20 protein-coding genes are annotated in these 19,313 nt (G+C 66.5%); 15 read left to right on the forward strand and 5 right to left on the reverse strand.

The genetic code is table 11. The features are described from left to right. Positions 1-29 precede the first annotated feature (29 nt). The 9 genes from AC30PD_RS13350 (at position 30) to AC30PD_RS13390 (ending at position 9,385) form a co-directional block, all read left to right on the forward strand. Positions 30-491, forward strand: coding sequence for a CoA-binding protein (locus AC30PD_RS13350; RefSeq protein WP_489536138.1), 462 nt, complete (start codon positions 30-32; stop codon positions 489-491). Between the two features lie 3 nt (positions 492-494). Further along, on the forward strand, positions 495-1,817 hold the full coding sequence (locus AC30PD_RS13355) for an O-acetylhomoserine aminocarboxypropyltransferase/cysteine synthase family protein (RefSeq protein WP_489536139.1): 1,323 nt from the start codon (positions 495-497) through the stop codon (positions 1,815-1,817). Between the two features lie 9 nt (positions 1,818-1,826). Next, on the forward strand, positions 1,827-3,170 hold the full coding sequence (locus AC30PD_RS13360) for a TM2 domain-containing protein (protein ID WP_489536140.1): 1,344 nt from the start codon (positions 1,827-1,829) through the stop codon (positions 3,168-3,170). A 44-nt stretch (positions 3,171-3,214) separates the two neighbouring features. Beyond that, a complete protein-coding gene (locus AC30PD_RS13365) occupies positions 3,215-4,867 on the forward strand; it encodes an acyl-CoA synthetase (protein ID WP_489536141.1) in 1,653 nt (550 codons plus the stop codon). A 14-nt stretch (positions 4,868-4,881) separates the two neighbouring features. Then, positions 4,882-5,664, forward strand: a complete 783-nt coding sequence (locus tag AC30PD_RS13370; RefSeq protein ID WP_489536142.1) for an enoyl-CoA hydratase — start codon at positions 4,882-4,884, stop codon at positions 5,662-5,664. A gap of 143 nt (positions 5,665-5,807) precedes the next feature. Continuing rightward, complete coding sequence (locus AC30PD_RS13375) at positions 5,808-6,812, forward strand: Bug family tripartite tricarboxylate transporter substrate binding protein (protein WP_489536143.1); 1,005 nt, start codon at positions 5,808-5,810, stop codon at positions 6,810-6,812. Positions 6,813-6,889: 77 nt separating this feature from the next. Continuing rightward, a complete protein-coding gene (locus AC30PD_RS13380; RefSeq protein WP_489536144.1) occupies positions 6,890-7,408 on the forward strand; it encodes a tripartite tricarboxylate transporter TctB family protein in 519 nt (172 codons plus the stop codon). 4 nt (positions 7,409-7,412) lie between these two features. Continuing rightward, positions 7,413-8,903: a tripartite tricarboxylate transporter permease gene (locus tag AC30PD_RS13385; RefSeq protein ID WP_489536145.1), complete on the forward strand. Its 1,491-nt coding sequence runs from the start codon at positions 7,413-7,415 to the stop codon at positions 8,901-8,903. Then, entirely contained in the window at positions 8,900-9,385 is a 486-nt protein-coding gene (locus AC30PD_RS13390) for a hypothetical protein (RefSeq protein ID WP_489536146.1), read from the forward strand. Before AC30PD_RS13385 ends, AC30PD_RS13390 begins: the two co-directional genes overlap by 4 nt. Positions 9,386-9,503: 118 nt before the next feature. On the opposite strand, the gene AC30PD_RS13395 is transcribed toward AC30PD_RS13390, so the two are convergent. Together AC30PD_RS13395 and AC30PD_RS13400 are read right to left on the reverse strand one after the other, a co-directional pair. Beyond that, positions 9,504-10,013, reverse strand: coding sequence for a YgjP-like metallopeptidase domain-containing protein (locus tag AC30PD_RS13395; RefSeq protein ID WP_489536147.1), 510 nt, complete (start codon positions 10,011-10,013; stop codon positions 9,504-9,506). A 4-nt stretch (positions 10,014-10,017) separates the two neighbouring features. After that, the gene (locus tag AC30PD_RS13400) at positions 10,018-11,703 is read right to left on the reverse strand and encodes an electron transfer flavoprotein-ubiquinone oxidoreductase (RefSeq protein WP_489536148.1); all 1,686 of its coding nucleotides are present in this window, start codon (positions 11,701-11,703) and stop codon (positions 10,018-10,020) included. A gap of 148 nt (positions 11,704-11,851) precedes the next feature. On the opposite strand from AC30PD_RS13400, the gene AC30PD_RS13405 reads away from it, so the two are divergent. From AC30PD_RS13405 to AC30PD_RS13415, 3 genes are read left to right on the forward strand one after another with little or no spacing between them, the layout of a single operon-like run. Continuing rightward, positions 11,852-12,634 carry an SDR family oxidoreductase gene (locus AC30PD_RS13405; RefSeq protein WP_489536149.1) on the forward strand — a complete coding sequence of 261 codons (783 nt, stop codon included), beginning with the start codon at positions 11,852-11,854 and terminating at the stop codon, positions 12,632-12,634. Positions 12,635-12,645: 11 nt separating this feature from the next. Continuing rightward, the gene (locus AC30PD_RS13410; protein WP_489536150.1) at positions 12,646-13,308 is read left to right on the forward strand and encodes a YceH family protein; all 663 of its coding nucleotides are present in this window, start codon (positions 12,646-12,648) and stop codon (positions 13,306-13,308) included. 12 nt (positions 13,309-13,320) lie between these two features. After that, positions 13,321-13,740 (forward strand): acyl-CoA thioesterase, encoded by a 420-nt coding sequence (locus tag AC30PD_RS13415; RefSeq protein WP_489536151.1) that lies wholly within the window; start codon positions 13,321-13,323, stop codon positions 13,738-13,740. Between the two features lie 23 nt (positions 13,741-13,763). Here the strand turns inward: AC30PD_RS13415 and AC30PD_RS13420 are convergent, their stop codons facing one another. Continuing rightward, positions 13,764-14,324, reverse strand: coding sequence for a helix-turn-helix transcriptional regulator (locus tag AC30PD_RS13420; RefSeq protein ID WP_489536152.1), 561 nt, complete (start codon positions 14,322-14,324; stop codon positions 13,764-13,766). A gap of 102 nt (positions 14,325-14,426) precedes the next feature. Here AC30PD_RS13420 and AC30PD_RS13425 point away from each other — a divergent pair, with 102 nt between their 5' ends. Then, the gene (locus tag AC30PD_RS13425; protein WP_489536153.1) at positions 14,427-15,134 is read left to right on the forward strand and encodes a CoA transferase subunit A; all 708 of its coding nucleotides are present in this window, start codon (positions 14,427-14,429) and stop codon (positions 15,132-15,134) included. Between the two features lie 2 nt (positions 15,135-15,136). Continuing rightward, entirely contained in the window at positions 15,137-15,775 is a 639-nt protein-coding gene (locus tag AC30PD_RS13430) for a 3-oxoacid CoA-transferase subunit B (protein WP_489536154.1), read from the forward strand. A gap of 21 nt (positions 15,776-15,796) precedes the next feature. Here the strand turns inward: AC30PD_RS13430 and AC30PD_RS13435 are convergent, their stop codons facing one another. Together AC30PD_RS13435 and AC30PD_RS13440 are read right to left on the reverse strand one after the other, a co-directional pair. Continuing rightward, positions 15,797-16,699 (reverse strand): hypothetical protein, encoded by a 903-nt coding sequence (locus tag AC30PD_RS13435; protein ID WP_489536155.1) that lies wholly within the window; start codon positions 16,697-16,699, stop codon positions 15,797-15,799. Between the two features lie 72 nt (positions 16,700-16,771). Then, positions 16,772-17,809, reverse strand: coding sequence for a quinone-dependent dihydroorotate dehydrogenase (locus tag AC30PD_RS13440; protein WP_489536156.1), 1,038 nt, complete (start codon positions 17,807-17,809; stop codon positions 16,772-16,774). Positions 17,810-17,890: 81 nt separating this feature from the next. Here AC30PD_RS13440 and fumC point away from each other — a divergent pair, with 81 nt between their 5' ends. Then, complete coding sequence (gene fumC, locus AC30PD_RS13445; protein WP_489536157.1) at positions 17,891-19,282, forward strand: class II fumarate hydratase; 1,392 nt, start codon at positions 17,891-17,893, stop codon at positions 19,280-19,282. The last annotated feature ends 31 nt before the right edge of the window (positions 19,283-19,313 follow it).

Here is a 19,313-nt window from a genome sequence, read left to right on the forward strand (position 1 = left end):
TAAGGTCGCGCGGCACTTCGCCGCCGACCATGACCGACGACATCCCTTCGCTGCGCCGCATTCTGCGCACCTGCCACACCATCGCGGTGGTCGGCCTTTCGGCCGAATGGCACCGCCCCAGCTTCTTCGCCGCCAAGTACCTGCAGCAGCACGGCCGCCGCATCGTGCCGGTGAACCCGCGTTACAACGAGGTGCTGGGCGAGCGCTGTTACCCGAGCGTCGCCGAGATCCCTTTCGCGATCGACATGGTCGACGTGTTCCGCCGCAGCGAAGACGTGCTGCCGATCGCACTGCAGGCGGTCGAGAAGGGCGCACGTTGCCTGTGGCAGCAGATCGGCGTGAAGAACCTCGAAGCCGACGCGCTGGCCCAGCAGGCCGGGCTCGACTCGGTGATGGACCGTTGCGTGAAGATCGAACACGCGCGCCTCTTCGGTGGCCTGCACTGGGCTGGCGTGAACACCGGCGTGATCTCATCGAAACGACCTGTCTGAGCCATGGCCGACCACCGATTCCAGCCCGAGACCCTGGCCATCCACGCCGGCCAGGTGCCCGACGCCGCCACCGGCGCGCGCGCCTTGCCGATCTACCAGACCACGAGTTTCGTGTTCGACAGCGCCGAGCACGCAGCCAGCCTGTTCAACCTGCAGACTTTCGGCAACGTGTATTCGCGTTTGTCGAACCCCACGGTGGCCGCGCTCGAAGAACGCGTGGCCGCCCTCGAAGGCGGCCGCGCCGCGCTGGCGTCGGCCAGCGGCATGGCGGCCGAGGCGATGGCGCTGATGACGCTGCTGCAGCAGGGCGACCACGTGGTCGCAGCCGGCGCGCTGTACGGCGGCTCGGTCAGCCTGCTCGCGGTCAACCTCAAGAAGCTCGGCATCACCACCACCTTCGTCGATGCCGGTTCGCCCGAGGCCTTCGCGGCGGCGATGCAGCCGAACACGCGAGCCGTGTTCGCCGAGAGCCTGGGCAACCCGAGCCTGCAACTGCTCGACATCCAGGCCGTGGCCGACGTGGCGCACGCGCACGGTGTGCCGCTGATCGTCGACAACACGGTGCCTTCGCCTTTCCTGTGCAACCCGATCCGCTTCGGCGCCGACATCGTGGTGCACTCGGCCACCAAGTACCTGGCCGGCCACGGCACCACGCTGGGCGGCGTGATGGTCGAGAGCGGCAAATTCCCCTGGGGCAACGGCAAGTTTCCCGGCATGACCGAACCCTCGGTCGGTTACCACGGCGTCAAGTTCTTCGAGACCTTCGGCGACTTCGGCTTCACCATGCGCGCGCGGATGGAAACGCTGCGCGTCTACGGCGCCGCGCTGTCGCCGATGAGCGCGTGGCAGATTCTGCAAGGCGTGGAGACGCTGCCCTTGCGCATGGAGCGGCATTGCGCGAACGCGCGCAAGGTGGCGGCGTTTCTGAGCGGGCACTCGGCGGTCGGCTGGGTCAACTACCCGGGGCTGCCCGATCACCCGCACTACACGCTGGCGCAAAAGCAGCTGCGTTCGGTCGACGGTGCGCCGGGCGCGTCGGGTCTGCTTGCGTTCGGCCTGAAGTCACCGACGAGCGACCCGGCCGGCGCGCTGGCTGCGGGCGAGAAGTTCATCGACGCGGCGCAGTTCATGAGCCACCTGGCCAACATCGGCGACACACGCACGCTCATCATCCACCCGGCTTCCACGACGCATCGCCAGCTCGACGCGGCGCAGCAGCTCGCCGCCGGCGTGCGCCCCGACATGATCCGCATCTCGGTCGGGCTCGAGCACATCGATGACATCCTCTGGGACATCGACCAAGCGCTCGCGGCCGCAAGCCGCTAGGGTCTCGACGTGCAGGCCGCTCGACCCGAAGACCGCCGGCTGAAGGCGCTCGGGCTCGTGCTGCTCGGCTTGTGCGTGCCGCTGTATGCCCGCCTGGCGGCCGAGGCGGCGACTCAGTGGCCGCTCGACGCACAGCGCTTCGGGCCTTTCGTGCTGGTGGCGGTCATCGTGCTGAACCTGACCGCGTTCGGCCTGATGTGGTTGGCCATCGGCTGCGGCGGGCCGCGCCCCTGGGCCACGCCGGCCTCGCGCCGGGCCTGGTGGCTCAAGCTGCTGGTGGCCAACCTGGTGTTGCCGATGCTGGTCTACGGCCTGCTGGTCAATTCCGACAAGGTATCGGTCGAGCTGGACGAGAGCGCCTGGAGCACCGCTTTCTCTGCCGTCATCGCCGTGTTCGCGGTCACCGCGTTGTGGCTCTACCGGCGCAGCCGCCAGCACGAAGCCCGAAGTGCAGCGCAGGCCATGGCCGACGACCCGCGCCCGCCGGTGCTGTACCTGCGTTCGTTCCAGGACGACGGGCGCATGCTGATCACCGACGAGGGCGGGGCGGTGGCGCAAAAGCTTTTCGGCGCGCTCACGCCGACTTCGGCCGAAGAGGAGCTCGCGGGCACGCTGGAACGCGCGGGCCCGGTCGTCGCGATCGGCAAGCCGGGCGAACCGCTGCCCGAGCTCGGCGCTGCGCGCCTGTATGTCGGGCACGACGTGTGGCAGGCCGAAGTCAACGCGTTGATGCGGCATGCCGCGCTGGTCGTCGTGCGAGTCGGTTCATCGCCGGGCGTGCTGTGGGAAATCAACCAGGCGCTCGAACACCTGCCGCGCGAGCGACTCGTGCTCGTATTGCTCGGCAGCGCAGCGCTGGCGCCCCAGATTCACGAACGGCTCGCCGCGGTGCTGGGAACGGCGCTGATCGCCGCGCTGCCCGCGCCGCCGCGGCCTTGGTGGGGCGGCTCACCCAACCGGCGCTTCGGAGCACTGGTGTGTTTTCCGCGCGGCGAGGCCGCACACGTCGTACCCGTGCGCTCCTGGCCGCTGGCGTGGGCAGACCTCGGTCATGCGATGACCTTGCGTCCGGCGGCCGGGCCGCTGCAGCGTGCCTGGCGCCAGGTGTTCGCGCAACTCGGGTTGGTGTGGGGCGCGGGGCCGCAGCGCCACCGGCGCCTCAACGCGGTGTTGCTGGCCGTCTGGTTCGGCTGGTGCGGTGCGCACTGGTTCTATCTGGGCCAGCCCCGGCGTGGCCGGCGCTATCTGTTGATGCTGCCGATCGCGACGTTCCCGGCCTGGTTTGACGCGCTGCGCTTCGTCTGGGCCGATCGGGCCGAGTTCGATGCACGCTTCGGATCGGGCTCGCCCTGAAGCAAGGCTATGCTGCAAGGGCAAACGCCTGCACGGAGACACGCATGAACAACACCATCTACGACCAGGGCCTCGACAAGAACGCCGCCAACTTCGTCGCCTTGTCGCCGGTGAGCTTCGTCGAGCGCAGCGCCGAGGTGTTCGGCGACCTGCCGGCCGTGGTGCACGGCGCGCGGCGCTACAACTGGGCCCAGCTGCGAGATCGCTCGGCCCGGCTGGCCGCGGCCTTGCGCAAGATGGGCATCGCGCGCGGCGACACGGTCAGCGTGATGCTGCCGAACACGCCAGAGATGGTCGAAGCGCACTACGCGGTGCCCGCGCTGAACGCGGTGCTGAACACGCTCAACACACGGCTCGACGCTTCGCTTTTGGCCTGGCAGATGAACCACTGTGAAGCGAAGGTGCTGATCACCGACCGCGAGTTCGCACCCACCATGGCCACCGCGCTGCGCTTGCTGAAAGACGAACACGGCCGCAGCATCACCGTCATCGACGTGAACGACAGTGAATACACCGGGCCCGGCGACTTGCTCGGCAGCACCGACTACGAAACGCTGCTCGCCGCGCACGCGCCCCTGGCCCGGCTCGAAGGCGCGCAGGACGAATGGGACGCGATCGCCGTCTCGTACACCTCGGGCACCACCGGCGACCCCAAGGGCGTGGTCACGCACCACCGCGGCGCCTACCTGAACGCGGTGAGCAACGCGGCCACCTGGACCATGCCGCACTTCCCGAAATACCTGTGGACGCTGCCGATGTTCCACTGCAACGGCTGGTGCTTCCCCTGGACCGTGGCGATGCTCGGCGGCACACACGTGTGCCTGCGGCGTGTCGACGCACCGAACATCCTGGCCGCGATGCGTGAACACGCTGTCGACCACTACTGCGCGGCACCGATCGTGCACAACCTGCTGATCGCCGCGCCCGCCGCCCTGAGAGAAGGCATCACTCAGAAGGTGCGTGGCATGGTCGCCGGCGCAGCGCCGCCGGCGTCGATGATCGAAGGCATGGCCAAGATCGGCTTCGACATCACGCATGTCTACGGCCTGACCGAGGTTTACGGCCCGGCTTCGGTGGCCGTGAAGCGCGACAGCTGGGCTTCAGAGAGCTTGTCGGAGCAGACCCGCCTGAACGGGCGCCAGGGCGTGCGCTACGCGCTGCAGGAAGGCATGACCGTGATGGGCGCGGCCGACATGAAAGAAACACCGGCCGACGGCGAGACCATGGGCGAGATCATGTTCCGCGGCAACATCGTGATGAAGGGTTACCTGAAGAACCCGGCAGCGACCGCGCAGGCCTTCGAAGGGGGCTGGTTCCACACCGGCGACCTGGCGGTGATGGAAGCCGACCGCTACGTGAAGATCAAGGACCGCAGCAAGGACATCATCATCTCCGGCGGCGAGAACATCTCGTCGCTCGAAGTCGAAGACGCGCTCTACCGCCACCCGGCCGTGCTGGCCTGTGCGGTGGTGGCGCGGCCCGACGACAAGTGGGGCGAGACGCCGGTCGCGTTCGTCGAACTGCGCGCCGATGCCAACGTGACGGCGGCCGAACTGGTGGCGCACTGCAAGAGCCTGCTGGCCGGCTACAAGGTGCCGCGTGAAGTGCGCTTCGAGGAGATCCCGAAAACCTCGACCGGCAAGATCCAGAAGTTCACCCTGCGCGAGCGTGCGCGTGCGGCAGTGGTGTCGAAGTGACCCGGAGAAAAGAAATGACTCAAGAGAATGAAGCGCTGATCCTGAATTCACGCGACGAACGCGGTGTGGTCACGATCACGCTGAACCGCCCGCAGGCTTTCAACTCGCTGTCGCAAGGCTTGCTGGCGGCGCTGCAGGCCGAACTGGACAAGCTGAAAGACGACACGGGCGCGCGCGTTGTCGTGCTCGCCGCGGCGGGCAAGGCCTTCTGCGCCGGCCACGACCTGAAAGAGATGCGCGCCGAGCCTTCGCTCGGCTACTACCGCGCGTTGTTCGACCAGTGCGCGCAGATGATGATGAGCGTGCAGCGCCTGCCGGTGCCGGTGGTCGCCAAGGTGCAGGGCATCGCCACCGCGGCGGGCTGCCAGCTCGTGGCGATGTGCGACCTGGCGGTGGCGGCCAGCAGCGCGAAGTTCGCGGTCAGCGGCGTCAACCTCGGGCTGTTCTGCTCCACGCCGAGCGTGGCACTGAGCCGCAACCTCGGCCGGAAGGCGGCGTTCGAGATGCTCGTGACCGGTGAGTTCATCGGCGCGCAGCAGGCCCTCGACAAAGGCCTGATCAATCGGGTGGCGGCTCCCGAAGAACTCGACGCTGCGGTCGAGGCGCTGGTCGCCAGCATCGTGGCCAAGCCGCGTGTCGCGGTGGCGATGGGCAAGGCCCTGTTCTACCGCCAGCTCGAAACCGGCATCGAAAAGGCCTACGAAGACGCGGGCCAGACGATGGCCTGCAACATGATGGAAGACACGGCCCTCGAAGGTGTGCAGGCCTTCATCGACAAGCGCCCGCCGCAGTGGTGAGGCCCGCGCGGAGCTGGCGTCAATAGGGGTAGCCGAACGGGTTGGGCGGCTGCGCAGAAACGCACCTGCTGTGTAAACTGCGCGCTCCTTCCGCGGCCCGCTCCGGGCCCGGTGCACCACGCTCACGACTGACGGGAACCGCCATGACCTTGAAGAAGATGCGCCTCCATGTTCTGGCCGCCGCGGCAATGCTGGCCGCCGCCTTCAGCCCGGCCGCGATGGCCTGGGAGCCGACCAAGCCGGTCGAGTTCGTGGTGCCGGCAGGCACCGGCGGCGGTGCCGACCAGATGGCACGTTTCATCCAGGGTGTGGTGATCAAGCACAAGCTGATGAACCAGCCGCTGATCGTCGTCAACAAGTCGGGCGGCGCCGGCGCCGAAGGCTTTCTCGACGTGAAGGGTGACAAGGGCAACCCGCACAAGATCGTGATCACCTTGTCGAACCTGTTCACCACGCCGCTGGCGACCGGGGTGCCCTTCAACTGGCGCGACATGACGCCCGTGACCATGATGGCGCTCGACCAGTTCGTGCTGTGGGTGAACGAGGAGTCGCCCTACAAGACCACCAAGGCGTACCTCGACGCCATCAAGGCGCAGCCCGACAAGACCTTCAAGATGGCCGGCACCGGCTCGAAGCAGGAAGACCAGATCATCACCGTGATGCTCGAGAAAGCGGTCGGCAAGAAGTTGGTCTACGTGCCCTACAAGGGCGGCGGTGAGGTGGCGGTGCAGCTCGTGGGCAAACACGTCGACTCGACCGTGAACAACCCGATCGAAGCCGAAGGCCAGTGGCGCGCCGGCAAGCTGCGCGCGCTGTGCGTGATGGACAAGGTGAAGATGCCTTACCCCGCCAAGCTCACGCCCACGCAGTCTTGGCAAGACGTGCCGACCTGCGCTTCGGCCGGCTTGCCGGTCGACTACGTGATGTTGCGCGGCATCTTCATGCCGCCGGGCGTGGCGCCCGACCAGCTGGCCTACTACACCGAGCTGCTGAAGAAGGTGCGCGCGCTGCCGGAGTGGAAAGACTTCATGGAGAAAGGCGCCTTCAACCAGACCGCGCTGAGCGGCCAGGAGTTCGTCGACTGGCTCGGCAAGAACGAGCAGATGCACCGGGTTCTGATGAAAGAGGCTGGCTTCATCGCCAACTGAAACCGCATCGGTCTCGTTGTCGGTGTTCTTGTCGTTGATCGCGCTGTGGCCGACGGGCCGGGCCGCAGGAGTTTTGCATGAGCGATGAACCCTCTGAAGCCGGCAACGGCCAGCCCGGTGCCGTGGGCACGCGCTGGCCTGAAGTGGTGGTGGCCGGCTGCCTGATGCTGCTGGCGTTGCTGGTCATCAAGGACAGCCTGCGCGTGGGCACCGGCTGGGGCGACGAAGGGCCGCGCTCCGGCTACTTTCCGTTCTACATCGGCCTGTTGCTGCTGGCTTCGAGCGGCACGGTGCTGGTGAGGGCGCTGCTCGGCTGGCGCAAGGCCGACCCGGTGTTCGTCGAACGCGAGCAGCTCGGCATGGTCTTCGCGGTGCTGATCCCGATGGTCATCTACGTGGGCGGCATCGCGCTGGCCGGCATCTACGCCGCGTCGTTCGTGCTCATCGGCTATTTCATGCGCCGCCACGGCAAGTTCGGTTGGCCGCTCACCGCGGCCGTGTCGATCGGTGTGCCGCTGCTGTTCTTCCTGGTCTTCGAGCGCTGGTTCCTGGTGCCGCTGCCCAAGGGCCCCATAGAAGGCCTGTTCGGCCTTTGACGCGATGGAAGAAGTCAACAACCTGATCCACGGCTTCAGCGTCGCACTGACGCTGGCGAACTTCGTCTACATGCTGATCGGCATCACGCTCGGCGTGTTGATCGGCGTGTTGCCCGGGCTCGGCGGTGCCAACGGCATCGCCATCCTGCTGCCGCTCACGTTCTCGATGAACCCGACCTCGGCGATCATCATGCTGAGCTGCATCTACTGGGGTGCGCTGTTCGGTGGCGCGATCACGTCGATCCTGTTCAACATTCCGGGCGAGCCCTGGTCGGTGGCCACCACCTTCGACGGTTACCCGATGGCGCAGCAGGGCAAGGCGGCGCAGGCGCTCACGGCGGCCTTCACCGGCTCCTTCGTCGGGGCCTTGTTCGCAGTGATCCTGATCACCTTTCTCGCGCCGCTGCTGGCGAAGTTCGCGCTCAAGTTCGGGCCGCCCGAATTCTTCGCGGTGCAGTTGCTGACCTTCTGCAGTTTCGTCGGCATGAGCAAGGAGCCCCCGGCCAAGACCATCGCGTCGATGATGCTCGGCTTCGCGCTCGCGGCCGTGGGCATGGACACGGTGACCGGCCAACTGCGCATGACCTTCGGCTTCCCGGAAATGCTGAAAGGCTTCGACTTCCTGATCGCCGTGATCGGCCTGTTCGGCATCGGCGAGATCCTGATCACGATGGAAGAGGGCCTCGCCTTCAAGGGCAAGACCGCGAAGATCAATCTGAAGGTCGTGTTCCAGACCTGGGCAATGCTGCCGCGCTACTGGCTGACGATGCTGCGCTCTGTCGCGGTGGGTTGCTGGATGGGCATCACGCCGGGCGGCGCGACGCCGGCTTCTTTCATGAGTTACGGCATGGCGCGGCGCATGTCGAAAGAGCCAGAATCGTTCGGCAAGGGCCAGATCGAAGGGGTGCTCGCGCCCGAGACTGCGGCGCACGCGGCCGGCACGTCGGCCTTGCTGCCGATGCTGACGCTCGGCATTCCTGGTTCGCCGACCGCGGCCGTGCTGCTCGGCGGCTTGCTGATCTGGGGCCTGCAACCCGGGCCGATGCTGTTCGTGGAGCAGAAAGACTTCGTCTGGGGCTTGATCGCCTCGATGTACCTCGGCAACGTGGTCGGCCTGCTGGTGGTGCTGACCACCGTGCCGTTCTGGGCCGCGATCCTGCGCATCCCGTTCTCGGTGATCGCGCCGGTCATCATCGTGATCTGCGCGATCGGCGCCTACACCGTGCACGGTTCGATGTTCGACGTGTGGCTGATGCTGGTGTTCGGCGTGGTCGGCTACCTCTTCAAGAAGCTGCGCTACCCGCTGGCGCCGATGGTGCTGGCGCTGGTGCTCGGCGACATGGCCGAAGCGAGCTTCCGCCAGGCCATGCTGCTCTCGCAGGGCAGCATCTCGATCTTCTGGTCGAACCCGCTGGTGGGCAGCATCGCAGGTCTGGCGATCGTGCTGCTGCTGTGGCCGCTGGTCGGCGTGGTGCGCGGGCGCTCGGGCAAGTGAGCTCGTCTGCCGAAGACGGCGCCGAGGCGGTGCACGAAGAGCGCCTGTGGCGCGACAACGGCTGGACCGCCCGTGTCATCAAGAACGAAGACGACGAAGGCTGGGCGGTCGAGATGATGAAAGACGGCGAGGCCGAGCCGGCACTCGTCGGCCCCTGGACCATGGGCCGCGACAAGAAGAACCCGAAGCCGCTCGATGTGTCGGCGTTCAACACGCTGGTGAAGACCGCTGCTGAAGTGATCCGGCGCCACGAGCAGCAGTTGCACGCGACCTTGCACCGGAACTTGGCGGTGACGGTGGCTGGCCAGCGTGTGACGGTGGCGCTGGACATCGTGGCCGACGAAGACGATCCGCATGCGGTGTTGAGTGCGAGCGATGTGCTTGGTGAGTCTCTGGCTTCGGTGCGCGTTGCGGCGGGGTTCAAGCTCAATGTGGGCAGTGCGACGGCTTGGATCGAAGACGGGTTTCGGAAACCAGGTTGATGTTTGTCTGTTGCTTGGGCACGTCGCGGCGGGCGGCACCCGGCGGGCGGCTCAGGCACCGGTGGTAGTGCTCGACGAGCAAGCGCAGACGCGCCTTTGCCGCCACAGACGCCGCGCGTCACCGAATGCTGCGCCCCTCGAGTTCGAGCGAAGTCAACCAAAGCCGCACGTCGAACTCCAGCTGGTGGTACTGCGGCTCCATGTGCATGCACAACGAATAGAACGCCTTGTCGTGCGCACGCTCCTTCAGGTGCGCCAGTTCGTGCACCACGATCATCCGCAGAAAGGGCGCCGGTGCTTCCTTGAACAGGCTGGCCACGCGGATCTCGCGCTTGGACTTGAGCTTGTTGCCTTGCACGCGCGACACGGTGGTGTGCGTGCCGAGTGCGTTCTGGATGATGTGCAGCTTCTGGTCGTAGGCCACCTTCGACAGCGGCTCGGCGTTGCGCAAGTGCTGGTTCTTCAGTGCCATCACGTAGTCGTACAGCGAACGATCGGTGCGCACTTCGTGCACCTCGCCGTAGCGCTGGCGAATGCTCTCGGCCAGGCGGCCTTCGTCGATGAGCTGCTGCACCCGGTCGAGCAACTCGGGCGCGTAGCCCGACAGGTACTTCAGCGGTGCGGCCACCGCATCACATGCCGCTGTAGTTCGGCCCGCCGCCGCCTTCGGGGGTGACCCAGACGATGTTCTGCGTCGGGTCCTTGATGTCGCAGGTCTTGCAGTGCACGCAGTTCTGCGCGTTGATCTGCAGGCGGTCGCTGTTGTCGGGGTTCTTCACGAACTCGTACACGCCGGCCGGGCAGTAGCGGCTCTCGGGGCCGGCGTACTTGGCCAAGTTGATGTTCACCGGCACGCTCGCGTCCTTCAGCGTCAGGTGCGCGGGCTGGTGCTCGTTGTGGTTGGTGTTGCTGATGAACACGCTCGAGAGGCGGTCGAAGGTGAGCTTGCCGTCGGGCTTGGGGTAGACGATCTGCGGGCACTCGGCCGCGGGCTTGAGCTTGGCGTGGTCTGGCACCGTGCTGTGGATCGTCCAGGGCGGCGCCTTGAAGCCGAGCTTGGGCAGCAGCCAGAGTTCGATGCCATTCATGATCGACGACAGGTACAGGCCCTTCTTCATCCACTGCTTGGTGTTGCGCGACGCGTCGAGCTCTTCGAACAGCCAGCTCTTCGCAAAGGCCTCGGGGTATGCCGAGAGCTCGTCGTGCTGGCGGCCGCTGGTCACGGCCGCGAAGGCCGCGTCGGCGGCGAGCATGCCGGTCTTGATCGCCGCATGGCTGCCCTTGATGCGCGAGAAGTTCAGAAAACCCGCATCGCAGCCCACCAGTGCGCCGCCGGGGAACACGGTCTTGGGCAGGCTCATCAAACCACCGCAGGTGATGGCGCGTGCACCGTAGCCGATGCGCTTGGCGCCTTCGAGCACCTTGCGCACCGAGGGGTGCGTCTTCCAGCGCTGCATTTCCTCGAACGGGCTCAGCCACGGGTTGCTGTATTCCAGGCCGGTGATCAGGCCGAGCGTGACCTTGTTGTCTTCCAGGTGGTAGAGAAACGCACCGCCGTAGGTCTGGCTGTCCATCGGCCAGCCGAGCGAGTGGATCACGTGGCCGGGTTTGGCCTGCGCGGGGTCCACTTCCCACAGCTCCTTGATGCCGATGGCATAGGTCTGCGGGTCCTTGCCGGCGTCGAGCTTGAACTTCTCGATCAGCTGCTTGCCGAGGTGGCCGCGCGAGCCTTCGGCAAAGATCGTGTACTTGGCGTGCAGCTCCATGCCGAGCTGGAATTCGCCCGTCGGCTCGCCGTCCTTGCCGATGCCGAGGTTGCCGGTGGCCACGCCTTTCACCGAACCGTCGTCGTTGTAGAGCACCTCGGCGGCCGAGAAGCCCGGGAAGATCTCGACGCCGAGCGCTTCGGCCCGCTGACCGAGCCAGCGCACCACGTTGCCCAGGCTGACGACGTAGTTGCCTTCGTTGTGCAGCGACTTCGGGATCAGGAACTGCGGCGTGTTGATCGCGCCGTTCTGCGTGAGAAACAGCATCTGGTCGCCGGTGACGGGCTGGTTCAGCGGCGCGCCGAGTTCCTTCCAGTTCGGCAGCAGCTCGGTCAATGCACGCGGGTCCATGATGGCGCCGCTCAGGATGTGTGCGCCCGGCTCGGAGCCCTTCTCGAGCACGACGACATTGACCTCCTTGCCTTGTTCGGCCGCGAGCTGCTTCAGGCGGATGGCGGTGGCCAGGCCTCCGGGGCCGGCACCGACCACCACCACGTCGTATTCCATGGCTTCGCGCGGACCGTGCGTGGCGATGAGTTCTGCGGGCGTCATGGTCTTCCTCGGTGCTGTCGTTGGCGCAGGATTCTACGGGCGCGGGAGCACGGACCGGCACCGACCAAACCACTCTGGAGCAGGCTCTCCACATGGGGCTGCGTGCTATCGTTGTTCGCACTGATTCAAAGGATTCGCGGAGCAGAACATGAGCTACAACATCGATCTGTCGGGCCGGGTCGCGCTGGTGACAGGCGCGTCGAGCGGCCTCGGCACGCAGTTCGCCAAGACGCTGGCCAAAGCGGGCGCCGGCGTCGTGCTCGCCGGGCGCCGCGTCGAGCGGCTCAAGACCCTGCGCGCCGAGATCGAAGCCGACGGCGGTGACGCGCACGTCGTCACGCTCGACGTGACCGATCACGACAGCATCAAGTCGGCCGTGGCCCACGCCGAGACCGAAATGGGCACGATCGACATCCTGATCAACAACTCGGGTGTGAGCACCACGCAGAAGCTGGTCGACATCACGCCCGAAGACTACGACTACATCTTCGACACCAACACCAAGGGTGCGTTCTTCGTGGCGCAAGAGGTGGGCAAGCGCATGCTGGCGCGGGCCAAGGGCGCGGCGCCGGGCACCTTCACGGGCGGGCGCATCGTCAACATCGCGTCGATGGCTGGGCTGAAGGTGCTGGGCCAGATCGGCGTGTACTGCATGAGCAAGGCGGCGGTCATTCACATGACGCGCTCGATGGCGCTCGAATGGGGCCGCTTCGGCATCAACGTGAACGCGATCTGCCCGGGTTACATCGACACCGAGATCAACCACCACCACTGGCAGACCGAGCAGGGCAAGAAGCTGATCGAGATGCTGCCGCGCAAGCGCGTGGGGCAGGCACAAGACCTCGACTCGCTGCTGATGATGCTGTGTGCAAACGAGAGCCACTTCATCAACGGCGCGGTGATCCAGGCCGACGACGGCTTCGCGCTCTAGGCGTCTCGACCTTGCGGCCACTCTCCTTGCTCGAAGCACGCGCCCTCGGCGTGCTGGTCGAAAAGGCCCACACGGTGCCCGACAGTTACCCGCTGTCGATCAACTCGCTCACGCTGGGCTGCAACCAGAAGACGGCGCGCGACCCGGTGCTGGCTGCGACCGAAAGCGAAGTGCAGGCCGCCGTCGACGCGCTGAAGAGCCTGCACCTCGTGCTCGAAGCGAGCGGCTCGCGTGTCACGCGCTACGAGCACAACATGGGCCGGGCGATGGGGCTGCCGTCGCAGTCGGTGGCGCTGCTGGCGGTGCTGATGCTGCGTGGCCCGCAGACCGGCCCGGAGCTGCGTGCCAACTGCGACCGCCTGCACCGCTTCGCCGACATGTCGTCGGTGGAAGGTTTTCTCGATGAGCTCGCCACGCGGTCGCCCGAGAAGGGCGGGCCGTTGGTCGTGAAACTGCCGCGGGCGCCCGGGGCGCGCGAGCCGCGCTGGGCGCAGTTGCTCTGCGGCGCGGTCGACGTGTCTTCGATGCCGGTGGCCGCGGAATCGGAAGACTTCGTGGCGGTCAGTGAAGTGGCCGCGCTGAAGCTTCAGCAAGCTTCAATGCAGAACGAACTGACCGAACTGCGCGCACTGGTCGAGCGGCTTTACGCCGAGCTCGGTGTGCAACGTCAATGAACCGAGGATGTGATGCGATTCGATCTTCCCGAGCAGATGAAGCTCACGCACGAGATGGTGATCCCGATCCGCTGGGGCGACATGGACGCGATGGGCCACGTGAACAACACGATCTACTTCCGCTACATGGAAGTGGTTCGCCTCGAATGGCTGCACGCGGTGTCGGGGCCTTTCGACACGAACGGCGAAGGCGCGATCATCGTCAACGCGTTCTGCAACTTCATCCTGCAACTCAAGTTCCCGGGCGACGTGCTCGCCAAGCACTACGTGGCCAACCCGGGCCGCAGCAGCTTCGACACCTTCATCACGCTGGAACGCACCGACGAGCCGGGCGTGATCTACGCTTCGGGCGGCGCGAAGACCGTCTGGGTCAACTACCCGAACGCGAAGTCGGTGCCGCTGCCCGAGCACGTGCGCAAGCTGCTGGTGTAAGGCGCTGGTGTAGGGCGCCTCGCTCAGGCGCGCAGCAGCTTGTGCACGAGCTCGGGTGTGGTCGAGGCGCGGTGTTTTTTCATCAGGCGCGCGCGGTACACGTCGACAGTGCGGGGGCTGATCTCCAGCCGCTTGCCGATCAGCTTGCTGGTCAGGCCTTCGATCAGCAAAGCCGCCACTTCACGCTCGCGCGGCGTGAGTTCCACGCCGATCTGGCGCCGAGCCGACAGGTCTTCGAACGACCAGATGCCTTCGGCGTGCGGCGCGGCGGGGACGAGCGAACGCCCGGAAACGTGGCACCAGAAGTGCTCGCCGCCGCGCTGGCCGCCGAAGCGCTTCATCACACGTTCGTCGGCATACCAGCCGCTCTTGTTCAGGCTGGCCACGATGCGCGCGCCGGTGCGCTCGAACTCGGCGTGCGAAGGGTAGAGCAGCTCGAAGCTGCCGCCGACCAGCTCGTCGCGGTGCGCGCCGAACATCTCGAGCACCTGCTGGTTGCAGTCGACGATCAGGCGGTTGCGCGACAACACCAGGCCGATCGGGGCGAGGTCGAAGGCGGTGCGGTAGTCGAGCGCGGAGCGCATGGGGCCAGGGCAGGGCGGAAGTATGCTTAGGCGATTCTACGTAACGACTACGTAGTGCACTACGTAGTACGCTCTGCGGCTGCGAACCCCACGGAGACCTCGATGAAAAAAGTGTTCCCAAGCGCCGCCGAAGCCCTGAAGGGCGTGGTGCGCGACGGCCAGTTGATGGCGGTGGGCGGCTTCGGCCTGTGCGGCATCCCTGAAGCGCTGATCGCGGCGCTGCGCGACTCGGGCGTCAAGGGCCTGAGCGTGATCTCGAACAACGCCGGCGTCGACGGCTTCGGCCTCGGCCTGCTGCTCGAATCGCGCCAGATCAAACGCATGATCTCGAGCTACGTGGGCGAGAACAAGGAGTTCGAGCGCCAATACCTGGCCGGTGAACTCGAACTCGAGTTCACGCCGCAGGGCACGCTGGCCGAGAAGCTGCGTGCCGGTGGCGCCGGCATCCCGGCCTTCTTCACCAAGACCGGTGTCGGCACGCTCGTGGCCGAAGGCAAGGAAGTGCGCGAATTCGACGGCCAGAAGTACGTGATGGAACGTTCGCTGGTGCCCGAGGTGTCGCTTGTGAAGGCCTGGAAGGCCGACCAGAGCGGCAACCTGATCTTCCGCCGCACCGCACGCAACTTCAACCCGGCGGTGGCGATGGCCGGCAAGACCACCATCGTCGAAGTGGAAGAGATCGTCCAGACCGGCGCGTTCGACCCCGATTCGATTCATCTGCCCGGCATCTACGTGCACCGCATCGTGCTGAACGCCAACCCCGAGAAGCGCATCGAGAAGCGCACGCTCACCGAAAAAGTGGGAGCCTGACCATGGCCTGGACACACGATCAGATGGCGGCCCGTGCGGCCAAGGAACTGCAGGACGGTTTCTACGTGAACCTGGGCATCGGCCTGCCCACGCTGGTGGCCAACTTCGTCTCGCCCGACATCGAGGTCTGGCTGCAGAGCGAGAACGGCATGCTCGGCATCGGCCCGTTCCCGACCGAAGACCAAGTCGACGCCGACATCATCAACGCCGGCAAACAGACCGTGACCACGCTGCCGGGCTCGTCGATCTTCGGCTCGCACGACAGCTTCGCGATGATCCGCGCCGGCAAGATCAACCTGAGCATCCTCGGTGCCATGCAGGTCAGCGAAAAGGGCGATCTGGCGAACTGGATGATCCCCGGCAAGATGGTCAAGGGCATGGGCGGCGCGATGGACCTGGTGGCCGGCGTGGCGCGTGTGATCGTGCTGATGGAGCACGTGGCGAAGAAGAAGGACGGATCGATCGACCTGAAGATCATCCCGGCCTGCACCCTGCCGCTCACCGGCGTCGGCGTCGTCAACCGCATCATCACCGACCTGGCCGTGCTCGACGTGACGCCACAGGGCCTGAAGGTGGTCGAGCTGGCCGAAGGCGTGACGCTCGACGAGCTGAAAGCCAAGACCGGCGTGCCGCTGCACTGAAGCCGCGCGGCGCGAGCGGCCTCAGGGCTTCGCGGCCGCTTGCTGGCGCTGCACTTCCTTGCGCTTCATCTCGAGGTACTGGTTGCGCTCGAGCTCGTGCAGTTGCACCGGGTAACGCTCGATGCTCGCGTACCAGTCGCGCATGCGGCGTTCGCTCTGCTCGGCCGGTGGCAGACCGATGGCGCCCAGGTAGGCTTCGATGGCCAGGTAGTAGCGCATGGTGTTGCGTTCGACGACGCCGCGCACGTTGCCCATGTACACGGGTTTGCCGTCGTTGCCCTGGCCGGTGATGGTGAAGCCGACCTTGTTGCGCCCCAGCGTGGCCAGGTAGCCTTCCATCGCCAGGCGCGCTGCGAAACCATAGCCGTAGGCATACGACATGTGGATGAAGCTGCGTTTCGCGTCGAGCGGCACCACCTCGAGCATCAGACGGTAGTTCTTCGTGCCCATCGGGCCGGCCTCGGCGCTCAGCTGCACGTGCAGGTAGTCGGGCGTGCTGGCAACCGTCTTGCAGTGGAAGTCGATGCGGTGCGCGGCGTCGAGCGGCTGGTCCCAGGTTCTGGCCACGGCCAGGCTGAGCGTGGGTGCTTGTGCGCCCCCGGTGCGGCAGTCTTTCACCAGCAGATGCACCATCAACAGGTCGCACCAGTTGTCGGTGTTCTGCAGTGCGGCCTGCACCGCTGCGTAGGGCCAGTCGACGACCGAGAAGACCTCGCCTTTCAGGTCGCCGGCGGTCTGGCTCGATTCGATCACGATCGGGCGCTGCAGGGGGCTGCGGGCGAGCTGTTCCTGCAAGGCCGCGTGGCGCGCGCGCAGGCTGGCAGCATCTTGTGCACAGGCCGCGCCTGCAGCGAAAACGCAGGCCGCGAGGAGGCAGAGCCAAGCCGTCGGGCGGGTGCTGATCTGACGCTGCGCTGCTGCCATCGGGGTCTCGGCCTGTGTCGAGGGTCGGTCGCACACACGATACAACAGCACGCGCCAGAAGCGCCATGCGGTTCACCCGGTGGCGAGCGCCCTCGCGGCTTCGCCCACGAGCACGGGCCCGCGGTAGATGAAGCCGGTGTAGATCTGCACGAGGTCGGCCCCGGCGGCGCGTTTGGCCCGCGCGTCGGCACCACTCAACACACCGCCCACACCGACGATCGGGTAGGCACTGCCGAGCGCGGCACGCAGTTGCGCGATCACGCGGTTCGATGCCTCGAACACCGGCGCCCCCGACAAGCCGCCGGCCTCGGCGCCGTGCTGCAGGTGCTTGACCGCGTCGCGCGCGACCGTGGTGTTGGTGGCGATCACGCCGTCGATGCCGTGGCGCTTCAGGATGGCGGCCACCGCGTCGACCTGCGAACTGTCGAGGTCGGGCGCGATCTTCACGAAGATCGGCACCTGGCGGCCGTGCTGGCTGGCGAGCCGCAGCTTGCGCTCCTGCACAGCCGCGAGCAGCGCATCGAGCGCCGCGTCGCTTTGCAGGTCGCGCAGGTTCTTCGTGTTCGGGCTCGAGATGTTGACGGTCACGTAATCGGCGTGCGGGTACACACCGTCCAGGCACAACAGGTAGTCGTCGACCGCGCGCTCGATCGGCGTGGCCGCGTTCTTGCCGATGTTCAGGCCCAGGATGCCACCGTGGCCACGGAACCTGGCCTTCTGCACGTTGGCGAGGAAAGCACCCAGCCCGTCGTTGTTGAAACCGAGCCGGTTGATGAGCGCGTTGGCTTCGGGCAGGCGGAACATGCGCGGCTTGGGGTTGCCACTCTGCGCCTTCGGCGTGACGGTGCCGACCTCGATGAACCCGAAGCCCATGGCGCCCAGGCCGTCGATGCAGCGGCCGTTCTTGTCGAGGCCCGCCGCCAGCCCAAGGCGGTTCGGGAACTTCAGGCCCGCCACTGTCACCGGGTCGTTCACGCGTGGCTGTTGCCACAGGCATTGCAAGGGCGTGTTCTGCAACCGGGCCAGCGCACCCAGCGTCAGCTCATGGGCGTGTTCAGGGTCGAGGCCGAAGAGAAAGGGGCGGGCAATGGGGTAGGGCAGGAGTGACATGCGCGAGAGGCCGTGGCGTGAGCCGCCATTGTCGCAAAGCCCCGCGTGGGCATACTGCGGCGTTGACCCGAGGAGAGCCCGATGAACGACACCCGCATGGAACGCGACACTTTCGGCGAGATCGCCGTTGCCCACACCAGCCTGTGGGGCGCACAGACGCAGCGCTCGCTGCACCACTTCGACATTTCGACTGAGCGCATGCCGCACGAGCTGCTGATGGCGCTGGCGCTGGTCAAGCGCAGCGCGGCCGTCGTCAACCGCGAGCTCGGCGTGCTCGATGCGAAGAAGGCCGAAGCCATCGTCGCTGCGGCCGACGAGGTGCTGGCCGGCCGGCACGACGCGCAGTTCCCGCTGTCGGTTTGGCAGACCGGCTCGGGCACGCAGAGCAACATGAACATGAACGAGGTGCTGGCCAACCGGGCTTCGGTGTTGATGGGCGGCGAAGTCGGCGAAGCACGCCTCGTGCACCCGAACGACGACGTGAACCGCGGCCAGTCGTCGAACGATGTGTTTCCCACCGCGATGAGCGTGGCTGCGATGCAGGCGATCGAGGCGCACCTGCTGCCGGCGCTCGCCACCCTGCGAGAAACGCTCGCCGCCAAATCAGCGGTCTTCGCCGACGTGGTGAAGATCGGCCGCACCCACCTGCAAGACGCCACGCCGCTGACGCTGGGCCAGGAAATCTCGGGCTGGGTCGCGCAGCTCGACCACGGCATTCGCCACCTGCGCACCACGCGACCGCACCTGCGCGAGCTGGCGCTCGGCGGCACGGCGGTCGGCACCGGGCTGAACGCGCACCCGGAGTTCGGTGCGCGCGTGGCGGCCGAACTGGCGCGCGCCACCGGCTTGGCTTTCGAGACAGCGCCGAACAAGTTCGAGGCGCTGGCCGCGCACGACGCGATGGTGTTCGCCCACGGTGCGTTGAAAACACTCGCCGCTTCGCTGATGAAGATCGCCAACGATGTGCGCTGGCTCGCCTCGGGCCCGCGTTCGGGGCTGGGCGAGATCAGGATCCCCGAGAACGAACCGGGCAGCTCGATCATGCCGGGCAAGGTCAACCCGACGCAGTGCGAAGCGCTGACCATGCTCGCCTGCCAGGTGATGGGCAACGACGTGGCGGTGAACCTGGCTGGCGCCTCGGGCAACTTCGAGCTCAACGTCTACAAACCGGTGATCATCCACAACCTGTTGCAGAGCGTGCGTCTGCTGGCCGATGGTGCGAAGAGTTTCGAAGAACACTGCGCGCGTGGCATCGAAGCCGACCGCGAGCGCATCGGCGAACTGGTGCAGCGCTCGCTGATGCTGGTGACGGCGTTGAACCCGCACATCGGCTACGACAAGGCGGCGCAGATCGCGAAGCGCGCGCACAAGGAAGGCCTGAGCCTGCGCGACGCGGCGCTCGCCTCGGGCTGGGTCACGGCCGAACAGTTCGAGCAATGGGTGCGGCCGCAGGACATGGTCGGTGCGCGTTGAGTCGGCGCAGGGATAATCGCGGCGTGTTTTC

This window comes from Rhizobacter sp. (assembly GCF_032229685.1).
Classification (GTDB): Bacteria; Pseudomonadota; Gammaproteobacteria; order Burkholderiales; family Burkholderiaceae_C; genus LMDS01.

What these genes read in the sequence shown, in the direction of transcription:
- AC30PD_RS13350 (WP_489536138.1), top strand. Translation starts at nt 30, where the DNA reads ATGACCGACGACATCCCTTCGCTGCGCCGCATTCTGCGCACCTGCCAC.
- AC30PD_RS13355 (WP_489536139.1), top strand. Translation starts at nt 495, where the DNA reads ATGGCCGACCACCGATTCCAGCCCGAGACCCTGGCCATCCACGCCGGC.
- AC30PD_RS13365 (WP_489536141.1), top strand. Translation starts at nt 3,215, where the DNA reads ATGAACAACACCATCTACGACCAGGGCCTCGACAAGAACGCCGCCAAC.
- AC30PD_RS13370 (WP_489536142.1), top strand. Translation starts at nt 4,882, where the DNA reads ATGACTCAAGAGAATGAAGCGCTGATCCTGAATTCACGCGACGAACGC.
- AC30PD_RS13375 (WP_489536143.1), top strand. Translation starts at nt 5,808, where the DNA reads ATGACCTTGAAGAAGATGCGCCTCCATGTTCTGGCCGCCGCGGCAATG.
- AC30PD_RS13380 (WP_489536144.1), top strand. Translation starts at nt 6,890, where the DNA reads ATGAGCGATGAACCCTCTGAAGCCGGCAACGGCCAGCCCGGTGCCGTG.
- AC30PD_RS13385 (WP_489536145.1), top strand. Translation starts at nt 7,413, where the DNA reads ATGGAAGAAGTCAACAACCTGATCCACGGCTTCAGCGTCGCACTGACG.
- AC30PD_RS13400 (WP_489536148.1), bottom strand. Translation starts at nt 11,703, where the DNA reads ATGACGCCCGCAGAACTCATCGCCACGCACGGTCCGCGCGAAGCCATG.
- AC30PD_RS13405 (WP_489536149.1), top strand. Translation starts at nt 11,852, where the DNA reads ATGAGCTACAACATCGATCTGTCGGGCCGGGTCGCGCTGGTGACAGGC.
- AC30PD_RS13415 (WP_489536151.1), top strand. Translation starts at nt 13,321, where the DNA reads ATGCGATTCGATCTTCCCGAGCAGATGAAGCTCACGCACGAGATGGTG.
- AC30PD_RS13420 (WP_489536152.1), bottom strand. Translation starts at nt 14,324, where the DNA reads ATGCGCTCCGCGCTCGACTACCGCACCGCCTTCGACCTCGCCCCGATC.
- AC30PD_RS13425 (WP_489536153.1), top strand. Translation starts at nt 14,427, where the DNA reads ATGAAAAAAGTGTTCCCAAGCGCCGCCGAAGCCCTGAAGGGCGTGGTG.
- AC30PD_RS13430 (WP_489536154.1), top strand. Translation starts at nt 15,137, where the DNA reads ATGGCCTGGACACACGATCAGATGGCGGCCCGTGCGGCCAAGGAACTG.
- AC30PD_RS13435 (WP_489536155.1), bottom strand. Translation starts at nt 16,699, where the DNA reads ATGGCAGCAGCGCAGCGTCAGATCAGCACCCGCCCGACGGCTTGGCTC.
- AC30PD_RS13440 (WP_489536156.1), bottom strand. Translation starts at nt 17,809, where the DNA reads ATGTCACTCCTGCCCTACCCCATTGCCCGCCCCTTTCTCTTCGGCCTC.
- fumC (WP_489536157.1), top strand. Translation starts at nt 17,891, where the DNA reads ATGAACGACACCCGCATGGAACGCGACACTTTCGGCGAGATCGCCGTT.